This is a genomic window from Bartonella sp. AS69XJJH, assembly GCF_042195585.1.
Taxonomy (GTDB): domain Bacteria; phylum Pseudomonadota; class Alphaproteobacteria; order Rhizobiales; family Rhizobiaceae; genus Bartonella.
Genome location: NZ_JBHIOO010000025.1, coordinates 1 through 11,514 on the forward strand (window position 1 = coordinate 1; position 11,514 = coordinate 11,514).

The window sequence follows — 11,514 nt, forward strand, 5'->3', positions numbered from 1 at the left end:
TTACGAGCTGTATCAGCTTTTGTATGCCAAATAGGGGCAAGGGTATTACGTATCTCTGTTTGTGTAATCTCAGAAACCGGCAGACAGCCTAATTTAGGGAGAATATGAAGGCGTAAATGTAAAAACCAATTACAAGTCTCACCATCCCCTTTTAATTCAGCTTTACGACTTTCAAAAGCATCTAAAGCAATATCTTTTAAATAATGGAGATTATGTGTCTTACGCTTTTGTTTATCCCGTTGGGATTATGCCTTTCATATAAAAAGAATGTTCTAAACACAAATATACTTGTGTTGCCAATTTATGCACTTTTGTTAAAGAGATATCTTTCAATGTGTATAAGCTCATTTTGCGACGGCATCTCTTAAATGGTATAAAACGTAAAAGTTTCTTTAGAATCATATAAAACCTTATAGAGCTACGCTATTTGTATACTTATGAAGATACAAAGAGGAGTATTATATACCTGCTATCCATGGATAGACTTTGATTGTGGGAGTTCATCAGAGGTATTTTTTCTTTCTAAATTGTTTTTATTTACATGTTTTTTTCTATTTATGATGTGCAAGCAAATGATTTTGATTGTTTCAACCATAAAAACAGATTTGAAAAGAAAGAATCTTACGATATTCGAGCTTGCTATATTATCATTATAAATCAATATATTGCTTTATATTTGCATTGTATGTTGAAAGTTGGATGTGGCAATGCTCTCAAAAAAGTATCGATCTCTTTTAGAAGAAAACACTGTGGGTGATAATTTTAAAAATTTTCCTCTCATAGAGACTTATGAGAATGTTTCATCCATCTCATAACAACCAAACCACACATGAAGAAAGTAATGGTCGGTAATATTAGGTAGTAAGATGGAGAAACTTTTGCAGGAAGAAAAGAAATAATACTCAATACTGTAATTGAAAATATTCTTCCGCTAAAAGATACAGCACCAACAACACCGGAAATATGCTGCGTTTGTTTTTGGTTAAGTTCTGAGAAAAATAAGCTTTTTGCCCCTATCGGTACAGTGCAAATAAATCCATGGATTAAAGAGAAGGCGATGACTGATGCAGCAGTTTGATGGCTATGAACTGAAAAATAGAGCGTTATGCACATCAGCGCAGAAAAGAAGGAAAAATATTTTATAGAATTCTTATATTTCTTATCAAGAACATGATACTTAGACATCAGTAGATTTGAAAAATATTGTGCTGAAAAGGCTCCAATATGGCAGCACATCAAGATGAGCATTTGCGAACCATTGAGGTGATGAATTTTTCCCCCTGAAAGTATTATCGGTTGCCAGAAATGATAAATAATCTGAATACCAGCGCTAAAAAGGCACATGAGGAAAATAAACCATGCTCCTCCTACTGTGTTTTGAAATATCCAAAGCGTTTCCTTGGCATTGTGCAAGATTGTTTTTGTTTTGGAAGTTTCAACTGTCGTTTTCTTTTCTTCCGGAACAATAAGGAATATCAAAAAAATAAATCCCATCATGAGGCATGAGATGATATATCCCATAAAATATTGTCCAGAGTAATAGATCGTTCCAATGCCTATAATCCCACTGAGAATACTTCCGAAAGAGTTAACCTGGTGGTAGAGATGAGCATAATGTGAAAAGTGATCTTGTTTATCGCCTAGAGAATGGTAAATCCATCCGTCAATGGCGCTGACAATGATGCAAATGCCTGCTGCATAGAGAATTTGCGCAATAATAAGTGCTGTCATATTGGGAGCTTGAAGGCATAAAAGATAAAATACTCCTGTCATAACGACCCCAGCCATAACGGAATATTTGCGTCGATATCTGTCAGATAAAACAGCGCAGGGAAAATCAAGCAGCAGAATGGTGGTGGAAAAGACAACCTGAAGTAGAGCTAATTGCGCCAGATTAACTCCCATGGACATTAAAAAAATAGCATGGTAAACGCCGATCAGCATGCGGACAGCATTATAGGATCCATAGGTGAGAGCAAGGGTGCGTGGCCTGTTCATTGTGTTGTTCCATAGATTTTACAGTGGGAATGTTCACTGAAGAGAACGTTTTTTTGTGAAAAGTTGGCTGCTTCATATCTCCATACAGTGATTAGTTGAAAGCAGATTTCTATAACCACTCCAGAATTTAAAAGTACCTTTGGTGCATGAGGAATCTCAAAGCGTATTAACGAGTGGAAATGCTGCAACTTTGAAGTGATTATGAGGAGAAACACAAGCCTCATAAATGAGGACGATACCTTTTTAGGGAAATTGCTTGTGGATTTGTTACATACATAGCGGCTATTGTATCTAGATTTATAAAATGAACCCAAGATAGCAAGAGCATTGACATCATCAGAATTTATAGAGGTTTGTCTATTTTTTACATACCATTTATTGATCCATTCTCTTTGCTGATCAGATGAAATAGCAGAAATGATCCATAAATTGGTTTTGGGTAATTTTTTTATATCTTTTTTTATAATCATCAACAATTTATAATCCCCCCATTTCTCTCTGACTGTTTCTCCGCATCAATTTTCGTCTAAAAACAATTATTTCCAGAACCCATCTTTATTTATTAAAAAAAATGTCTTGCAAGGTTTGTTATTTCGATCACATAAAAATTAAATTTCTTATATGACGAGGAGTGAGTATTGTATGATACATCGTGACTAAATACATACATCTTACCATATCTTGAAATGATGATTTCCTTTTGTAAAACAGTGTCCTGAGTGGAAGTTAGATAACCGTTACTTTGATCATGGAGATAACATCTTAAAAGAGCGCTTATTGAAGATATTTTTTAATATTGCTGAAAGGGAAAGAAAATATTTTAAAATAAAGAAATTAGATGTGTGATTAAAGTTTTCATCTCATGATAAAGATGGCGAATTTTAAATTTCATCTACTATCCTTTTTTCGATTCAATGATCTGTAAGAAATATCCAATTTCTCCAATTCATCCCTCCTTAATTTTATCATTAATCATAGATATCTTCTAGCTTGCTCCAAAACGGCATCCCTTCACGAATAACGATATATTGTTTCCAAATTATAAGCCTTGCCATTGATTTTTCCCGCTGATTAAATCAACTCTTTTTTTAAAAAGTGTCGTTCGAGAAAAGAACGCATCTTATCAGTTTAAAACTCTATGATCTTTATTAACCTAAAAGTAATAGCATAAAATATAATGTAAAAAATGAATAAATTTGAATTTATGTAAAAACACAAAATTTTTTATTGCTGCTACGGATAAAACAAACAAATCTATATTATAAAGTAGTCAATTACTACATTGATTGTGTTTATCCGTTTTGTATACGCATCATTTCATAATTGTTAATATATTTATTAATCAGAATATTATTTTTAAAGCAATTGTAATATCCTATTAAAATATTTTAAAGTCACCTATAAAGTGATTAAATTTCTCCTATAGAGATATAAAGATAGACAGAAAAGAGAGATATAAAGATAGACAGAAAAATCTACGAATATTTTATTGAATAGATTGATTTTTATAGATTTATTCTGTTTATAGAGTGTTTAATTCGTGTACAATTTATCCCCTTTTATTTTTATCGTAGATTATTCTAAATGGATTTAATAAATTTTATTAACTATAGTTAGAGCAGCTTTTATCTCTGTTGCTTAAAGAAATGTGTTATGTCTATCGAAGTACGCAGCTGGGGCACTGGCTAGACCCTGAAACCTATGTTGTTACTTCCAAAGACGAGCAGTGTATTCAAGCGTTGCTGTATCCTCATCGAAATAAAATATTCGCCTCTCTGAATGATTATACAAGATTCTTCATTGAGCATTTGAGGGAAGATCTTCATTCTTCCGCTGCAGGTAATGTTGATGGCCCAGTGAAAGCTGCTACAGATGTGCTACGAGATGTCCGTGATATCTTACGTTCAGCAATTGATTTTTGCGGGTTAACGTCTTCATCTCACAAGTACTTTATTGAATATTTTAATCCAAACTTTAACCGTATTTCTGTCGGTCCACCGATGCAGCGAAACCAAGAGTTGAAGGCTCTGATGGAGGCTGGTATCGTGACTTTGGCAGGCAGCCCTTCACCTAAACTTGTTCTCAATGCTAGTACTAGCCGTTTCGAAATTCAGTCTGTTTTTCAAGATGAAAACAGTTCAGTTGATGGAGATGTGCTGATCAAGGCTAAGATTGATAGTTTTTCTCCGTTGCGTGATGAGTCTCCTTTTATCCAGAATTTGGCTGGTCAGGGAATTATTCGACCATTTACCAACCAAGGATATCATCCTAGTGGTATTGATATTGACCATCGGCAGCATCCTATAGACACTAAAGGGCAAATACAAAATACATTATGGGTGGTCGGTAATCCAGTAGAGGGGCCTAATTTTTATACATATATTTTGCCTAGGACTTTAGTTAATTCGCGTGCACTGCGGGATACAGGGCGCTTGTGTCACTGACATGTACGAGCAGCTTTTTAATCGCCACTCAGTCAAAGATTCAACAATTAATGTACATTGATGATGTAAAAAGCTTCCTGATACGTATATCTTCCGTATCCGCTATAATGGCGATGCTGATGCTATTCATTTTTCTTATATCTATCTCAATAAGAACTTGGTTTCTTATTCCATTGGCTGGAGTAACTGTTTTCGGTTATTTGCTTTTGACGATACCATACTGGTGGTTGAAGGGTAATGCACGCAGTGGTGTGTTCATCCTGTTGGCTTGTCTTTAGTGTTGATATGGCGTTGGCACTTGCCTGATGTTAGTACTGCGCTTGTGCGTTTTACTGATGTCTTTTGGCTATTACTCGCGCTATTACTCGCCATGGGATTGTTGCGCCATGTGATGAATATATGGCGTATTTCAGAATTTCTCTCTGAATGGTTGATGCGCTATGGAAAGGGTTCGCTTACCCTGTCCATCGCGATGCTGACTGCGTTTCTAGCTTGGCCGATGAGTTTGGGGGTTATCCCCCTAATGATTGATGCCTTGAAGAAAAGTGTTTTTCCCTCTCGCCATTTGGCCGCTATTGTGATGCGAATGATGAGCATCACAATGGTACTGATGCCGACCAGCATTGGTGCAGCAACAGTTTTCGCTGCTATGCCTAGAACACCAATATTCACATCCGCTGCTTTGGGGATACCACTTTTTCTATTCAGTCTGTTGTTGTTGTGCATTTCTCCTGTTGTACCGCTAGCTAACCCGATTATTTGCGATGAGAGGAGAGCGAATAAAGAAGGAGAGAGGTTAAGAATTTGGATTTTTTTGATATTGTTCTGGCTAACATTTATTATTGCGTTGACAGTTATCAGGTTGAATGCACTAGAAAGCATTGCATTGACGGCAAGCATTCTATACGTCATTGAGCGTGTAAGTTCACGCAGTGTTGATTTTTGACTCCTTTGGTGGCAGTGATACGCAGTATATCCAGTGAAATTATGTTGTTGCTAGGTTGTAGTCTGCTAATATCTACTTGTGATTTGCTTATTCCTTTGTTGCCAGTGACGTTTAGTCACTCATTGGCATCACTTTCTGTTTGGCAGCGCTATGCCTGTATTCTCTTCGTATTGCCAATTTTCAGTGTAGTAGGAATTCACCCTATGGTGATATTTAGTTTGGCATTTCCCTTACTAGGGGAATCGATGGCTTATGGGGTTACGGATTATTTGGTTTGGATTTGCTTCTTTATTGCAGCTCAACTCCTTTCTCCTGTATCAATAAATGCTATTTTTGCTTCCAGTAGCCTGCATATTTCACCGGTGGATACGAGCTTTAAAATGCATAGTTATTATGTATTAATGTTTAATCTTTTTGCGTTCATTTATTTGAGCTTTTTTATTCAATATTTGTAAATTATGGAGATCTTATGCCTTACATAAACATTAAAATTACTAATGAAGGGGTTACCTCTGAACAGAAACGGCAACTAATAGAAGGGGCAACTCAATTATTAGTTAATATTCTGAATAAAAATCCGAAAACGACTGTTGTAGTGATTGATGAAGTGGAGACAGACAATTGGGGTATTAATGGTGTTCCCGTTACAGAATTAAGGAAAGATCAAAATAAAGAATAACTCTGTGTATTTGACAATAATTTAAGGTCAATAGGGTTAATTAATGTAAAAAATCACGTCCTTTAGCAACATTTGATCAGACCGCCATTGGAGCGGTTGTTACAGCCCCTGATGCTGATAACCAAGTTTTTCCCCTCAACGAGCCCGTGTTGGTCTTTACGCATGAGGGTGAGAAAATCCAAAAGCTTGGGGCAAGAGGCACGGCTCTTGATGTCATTAATGCCGTGTGTGCGCAAGGGATCGAGGCACAAATTATCCTTGTGCGTGTGGAAGAAAAATCAACCATTGCTGAGACACAAACTGAGATGGTGGGGTCCAATACGGCTTTGACTGGTGTGCATGCCTTATCGCATGCTAGAGGGCATTTAGGTGTGGAGCCTGGGATTTTACTGGCACCGGCTTATAGTGCAGGGCGCTTTGACAATGGTAAAAACCCCGTGGCAGATGCACTGGAACAAGTGGCAGAAAAGCTACAAGCGATTGCGGTTTTTGATACGGGTGGTAAAAACACGGAAGAAAGCCTTGCCTATCGTGCAGATTTTTCCTCACGCTTTTGTTATCTCATTGATCCCTTTGTGCGGGTGGCAAATGTTGAGGGTGGTTGGAGTGTTAAACCGGCAAGTCCTTTTGTGGCGGCGATGTTTATCAAGCGTGATAAGCAAAGGGGCGGTGTTTTTTGGTCTCCTTCAAATCAAGATGTTAAAGGCATTTTAGGAACCGCACGCCCGATTAGCTATTTTGATGGCGAAATTGATCATGAGGCAAATCGCCTCAACCAAGCCGATATTGCGACCTTTATTCCAGCACGCCTTAGCCAAAATGCCCAAGGTCAATTTGCTGCCAATGGGCGCATTTTATGGGGCAATCATACCACTTCGAGTGATCCACTCTGGCGTTTTGTCAATGTGGTGCGCACTCGCGCAGCCTTGGAAAAAACCATCATTAACAATTTGCGCCCTTGGGCGAATGATGAAAACCTTACTGGTCAACATGTCATTGCCATTACCCGCAGCCTTACACAGTTTCTTGATGATATGATTGCGCGTGGTGCGCTTTTGGGTGGCCGTGTTTGGTTTGACCGCGATTTAAATTCCAACAGCACTTTACAATTGGGAAAATTGCGGGTGGAATTTGATGCAGAAGAAGTACCCCCTCTAGAAGATTTAAGTTTCGGCAGCCGGCGCAATAGCGCTTATTTTGATCGATTGGCTGAAGATATCCAAAAGAAAATGACCTATCAATTTGGCGATACGCTTGAAACTTATCGCAAAGCAGCAAGGAGTTAAAGCATGACTTTACGCATTGTACGCGGTTTTACGCTAATTGTTGATGATGATGTGAATCTTCACCTTGATCTTGAAACATTGAAACTGCCCACGTTGGAAGAAATCACTGAAACCTATCAACCGGGCGGCTCTGATATGCAAATTGATGTGAGCGGTCTTGGTGTAAAAGCTCTCGGTTTGCAAATGAAAATCCGCAGCCACACCCCCGAAATTATCGGCATCTTTGGTGGTCCTCCTGGTCTTCGTCATAAATTCACTGGCAAAAAACATGTGATCTCTGAAGAAGATGGACGTGAGCATGAGCATTCCATTGATGTTACAGGGCGCTTGGTCAAAGTCGATAGCGAAGGCTTAACGGCTGGAAAAGCGACAGGCTATGATTGCGAAATCAAAAATGTTTGGGACTATACGGAATTTTGGGATGGTTCTGTTTTGCACCGCTTTTCTTTTAAACGGGGCGGTTGGCTTGTCCGCAATGGGCAAGAGATCGGTTCTCGCCGCCGCTCTATTCTCAATTTATAGGAATTGATCATGACAAGTTTACAAACCAGCATTGACGTGGAATTGCAGGTTCCGTTTCTTTATCAAGATAAAAGTGGCAAAGAAACTCTATGCAAGAAACTGACCTTTTATCGCCCAAACTTCAAGCAAGCACGCCAATTAGCGGTGTTGATTGGACCGCAGCTGGCAAAGCTCGTTCTGCCTAGCTTGGAAGAGGATAAAACACCCTTGAGCAATGATGTTCTCATTTCCAAGCTTTGTGAGGCTTTATTGACCCATGAGGCTATGGAAGGAATAGCTGTGCTTTTAGCCGATATGTCTCATGAATCTGTTGAATTGATTAACCGTCTTGATGTTGTTGACATTATGGCCGTGTTTAAGGCGTTTTTTGCTTTTTTTCCCCACACGCCAATCTTCTCTGCCGGACAATTTGGAGCAGAACTAGCCCTTTATTATCACTGGGCGCCTTCAGAAATTAACCAGATGGATTGGCTGGATGTGATTGCCTATCGAGAAGAACTCGCACGCCTTAAAGCCCAAGAATATGAAAGCCATCAGTTAGGATAAGAGACGATCATGGATGTTTCCCTTGTTGTGCGTTTTGTCAATCACCTGCAAGAAGGGATAGCTTCTGCCAAGCGTGATCTTGCAGCCTTTAGTTCAGATGTTGCGCATTTCCAAAACAAGACAAGGCATCACTTTAAAGGGTGGTTTGACCCTGAGCATCTTGAGGATGCGACAAGGAATGCGGAAAATGCTTTCAACCAAGCGCGGGGGCGCATGGTGGGTGCACTTGCCCAAACCGCAACCTTGATTGCACCCCTCTATAAAGCCATGCAATTTGACCAATCCATGAAGGGTTTGGAAAAGGTTCTGGATGCTCCTCTTCATCGTTTAAAAGAATTGCGTCGCTTTGCACTTGAGACCTCAACAAAAATCCCTCTAGCGGCGCGTGAAGTTTTAGAATTGATGACCAGTGCCAGCCAAGCAGGGATTGAAGATTTAGGTGATGCTATCAATCATCTCTCTAACCACATGGCTGCCAAGGCAAGCGAAGTGTCTGACTTTACCAATCGTGCGGCCGGTGCGGCAACCATGTTTAAGCTCACTGCACGGGAAACAGCAGCTTTTGGCACGGCAATGATTTCTGCTGGGATTGTTCCTGAGAGTGCCGCGCGTGGTTTTAATGCGATGAGTGCGCGCATACAGGCAGGGGGTAAACATATTGAAGATGCTTTTGCCAATATCGGGCTTTCTCGCGAAAAATTTATGCAAGATCTGGACAAAGATGCCACCGGCACCTTGGTACGCTTTTTTGATGTTTTAGCAAAATCAGAACAGGGCATGCGCTCGCTGATTGCCATTGCTGGGCGCGATTTTACCGGTGATTTTGCTAAATTGGTGGGCAATCCCGAATTGTTGGGGCAAGCTTTAAAATATGTTGAAGACCCAAAAGTCTTTAAAGGCTCTGTCGAACAAGAAGCAGACAAACAAGCAACCGGTGCCATGCGACAATTTGAATTGTTGCAAAACCGCATTGTGGCTTTAGGGATTACCATTGGTGAAGTGCTTTTGCCCCCTGTCAACAGTTTAATGGAAACTGTTGGCAATTTTATCAATGTTCTTATGGCATGGGCAAATGAACACCCTGTTTTAACCGGTGTGATCATCAAAACCATTGCCGCTCTGATGGCTTTTAATATTGCTCTACGCGTGCTGCGCTTTACCATGGCGGGAACCCGCCTTGGGGTCCTGCAATTGATTGCCTCTTTTATCAAGATGAGGGCTGTGAGCCGCACGCTGAAGGCAAGTTGGCGAGGGTTAGCAGCCGTAGGGCGCTCACTGGGCTTGCTTACCGCAGGACTTGGGGCAAGTTCACTACGACTTTTGCGACCAATGACCTTATTGATGGGCGCTTTGCGGGGGATTGCTGTTTCAGGGGCGGCATTTGCGAGTAGCTTTGGTTGGATAGGAACCGTGATCGAAGTGGTTGGAGCGAGCATGGCCTCTGTTGTGGGGGGTATTTTTACCCCGGTAGGGGCTGCGGTTGCTGCTGTTGTGGCGGTCATATTGGCAGCTGGTTTTGCTCTGTGGAAATATTGGGACCGCTTTTCTTCTTTTATGAATGGTTTAGCACGGGGGATAATACGGGCTTGGGGGCAAGCCTTTGAAGCTGTTATGCGCTTTTTTGGTGCAGATACCAGCACCATTACGCGTTGGAAAAATATAATCGCCAATGCTTTTGATCTCTCTTCCCATTGGCAAAAGTTCAAACAAGGACTTTCCTCTGTTGTCGAGTGGTTTGGCAATTTGTGGGAGGGCGTTAAACAAAGATTTTCCAACTTTTGGCAATGGTTGAAGAGTTTTTTTACACAGGAAAAGCTCTCGGAGAGTGCCAAGGCTGGTATGGAACAAGCGGGCGAAGATCTGGCTAATTCGATTGTCGATGGCTTTATGTCGTCTATCTCACAATTGATGGATTATTGTAAATCTTTATCTCACCGCATTAAGGGGTGGATTGGTTCCATTGATGTAAGAGGTTTTTTGCCAAATTTTTTGGGAGGCAAAACAACCATTCAACCGATTGCACAATTTGCAGGGGCGGGGTATGCCAATTACTCTGTGAGAGAGCAAAGAGACAAAGACCGTTCCCCCATCACACACAATCAAAATGTCACAGTGCATGTTAATGGGGCGCGTGAACCCATGGCCACCGGTCGTGCGGTTGCTCACGCCATTCAACGTGCACGCGCTAATGCGCTGCATGGCGGGACAGAATGAGGGGAGGGAGCCTATGAGAGATCCTTTGATGATGTTAGGTCCGCATCAATTTTATGTGGACTGGCTGAATTTCCAATCCTTTGAAGAAGAGTTTTCTGCCTCATGGGTTTGTATGGAACGTTTTGGCAGGTCTCCCAGTTTGCAATTTACCGGCTATGGCAATGATGCAAAAACCATTCATGGCGTTTGGTTTCCAGAAGAATTTGGTGATCGGGTAGCCATTGACGCCGTCACCACAACGATCAAAAGAGCAAAGCCGGTTCAGATGCTTCGTTGGATCAATGTACGACCTATAGTGTCCTTCTCCATGGACCCGTGGTGATCACCAGTATCACGAAAGACCACGACTATATCAGTTGCTCTGGTCAATCACAGCGTATTCGCTATTCCATTACGCTCTTGCCCTTTTTTAATGGGGGAAAACCGCAAGGACAAACTCAGGTGGGGCAAACCCAAGTGGGGCAATATCAAGTTGGGCAAACTCCATGAAGATACCAGAAAAGCATGTTGTCGTAGAGTTAGAGGATATGAGTCTCGATCTTATCTGCTTTCACCATGCCATGGCTGTATTAGGGGACCGGAGGCAAGCTGGTTTACTCAAAGGCTATTTAGAAGCTACATTGGAAGCCAATCCAGAGATTGCCCAATATGGTGTGCTTTTACCGCGGGGCTTAAAGGTCATTCTGCCTGAATTTGTGTTGTCTAATCCCCAAAGCATGGTGAAGCGGCTATGGGATTAATGCGCACACACCCTTTTATTGTGGTCAAGGTGGGAGATAAACCTGTTCATGAGGTTTTTTATCAGCGTCTTTTAACCGCAACCATTACGGACCATGCCGGTAATGAAGCCGATACATTTGAAGCAGAGTTTGATGATAA

Annotated in this window: 8 protein-coding genes and 4 pseudogenes; 10 read left to right on the forward strand and 2 right to left on the reverse strand. The window is 40.8% G+C overall.

All coding sequences use genetic code 11. The annotated features are described in order from the left end of the window. Positions 1 to 242: pseudogene (locus tag ACFIK6_RS08385) on the reverse strand (phage integrase central domain-containing protein); the annotation flags it as partial. A 535-nt stretch (positions 243 to 777) separates the two neighbouring features. After that, positions 778 to 1,998, reverse strand: a complete 1,221-nt coding sequence (locus tag ACFIK6_RS08390) for an MFS transporter (protein WP_375642591.1) — start codon at positions 1,996 to 1,998, stop codon at positions 778 to 780. Positions 1,999 to 3,806: 1,808 nt separating this feature from the next. Between ACFIK6_RS08390 and ACFIK6_RS08395 the strand changes: the two genes are divergently transcribed. The 10 genes and pseudogenes from ACFIK6_RS08395 to ACFIK6_RS08440 form a co-directional block, all read left to right on the forward strand. Beyond that, entirely contained in the window at positions 3,807 to 4,442 is a 636-nt protein-coding gene (locus tag ACFIK6_RS08395; RefSeq protein WP_375642592.1) for a hypothetical protein, read from the forward strand. 298 nt (positions 4,443 to 4,740) lie between these two features. After that, a complete protein-coding gene (locus tag ACFIK6_RS08400) occupies positions 4,741 to 5,388 on the forward strand; it encodes a hypothetical protein (RefSeq protein ID WP_375642593.1) in 648 nt (215 codons plus the stop codon). Positions 5,389 to 5,857: 469 nt separating this feature from the next. Then, positions 5,858 to 6,067 carry a 2-hydroxymuconate tautomerase family protein gene (locus tag ACFIK6_RS08405; protein ID WP_015856802.1) on the forward strand — a complete coding sequence of 70 codons (210 nt, stop codon included), beginning with the start codon at positions 5,858 to 5,860 and terminating at the stop codon, positions 6,065 to 6,067. A gap of 86 nt (positions 6,068 to 6,153) precedes the next feature. Then, the gene (locus ACFIK6_RS08410; protein ID WP_375642595.1) at positions 6,154 to 7,353 is read left to right on the forward strand and encodes a phage tail sheath family protein; all 1,200 of its coding nucleotides are present in this window, start codon (positions 6,154 to 6,156) and stop codon (positions 7,351 to 7,353) included. Between the two features lie 3 nt (positions 7,354 to 7,356). Beyond that, entirely contained in the window at positions 7,357 to 7,875 is a 519-nt protein-coding gene (locus ACFIK6_RS08415; protein WP_026500782.1) for a phage major tail tube protein, read from the forward strand. A gap of 9 nt (positions 7,876 to 7,884) precedes the next feature. Further along, a pseudogene (locus ACFIK6_RS08420) lies at positions 7,885 to 8,299 on the forward strand (hypothetical protein). Between the two features lie 131 nt (positions 8,300 to 8,430). After that, the gene (locus tag ACFIK6_RS08425; protein WP_375677532.1) at positions 8,431 to 10,635 is read left to right on the forward strand and encodes a phage tail tape measure protein; all 2,205 of its coding nucleotides are present in this window, start codon (positions 8,431 to 8,433) and stop codon (positions 10,633 to 10,635) included. Between the two features lie 13 nt (positions 10,636 to 10,648). Beyond that, positions 10,649 to 11,124 (forward strand): annotated as a pseudogene (locus ACFIK6_RS08430) (phage tail protein). Continuing rightward, entirely contained in the window at positions 11,121 to 11,375 is a 255-nt protein-coding gene (locus ACFIK6_RS08435; protein WP_375642801.1) for a tail protein X, read from the forward strand. Before ACFIK6_RS08430 ends, ACFIK6_RS08435 begins: the two are co-directional and overlap by 4 nt. Beyond that, positions 11,375 to 11,514, forward strand: a pseudogene (locus ACFIK6_RS08440) (late control protein); the annotation flags it as partial. The gene ACFIK6_RS08435 and the pseudogene ACFIK6_RS08440, both read left to right, overlap by 1 nt.

Coding starts and splice junctions, on each gene's coding strand:
- ACFIK6_RS08390 (WP_375642591.1), bottom strand. CDS start 1,998: ATGAACAGGCCACGCACCCTTGCTCTCACCTATGGATCCTATAATGCT.
- ACFIK6_RS08405 (WP_015856802.1), top strand. CDS start 5,858: ATGCCTTACATAAACATTAAAATTACTAATGAAGGGGTTACCTCTGAA.
- ACFIK6_RS08415 (WP_026500782.1), top strand. CDS start 7,357: ATGACTTTACGCATTGTACGCGGTTTTACGCTAATTGTTGATGATGAT.
- ACFIK6_RS08425 (WP_375677532.1), top strand. CDS start 8,431: ATGGATGTTTCCCTTGTTGTGCGTTTTGTCAATCACCTGCAAGAAGGG.
- ACFIK6_RS08435 (WP_375642801.1), top strand. CDS start 11,121: ATGAAGATACCAGAAAAGCATGTTGTCGTAGAGTTAGAGGATATGAGT.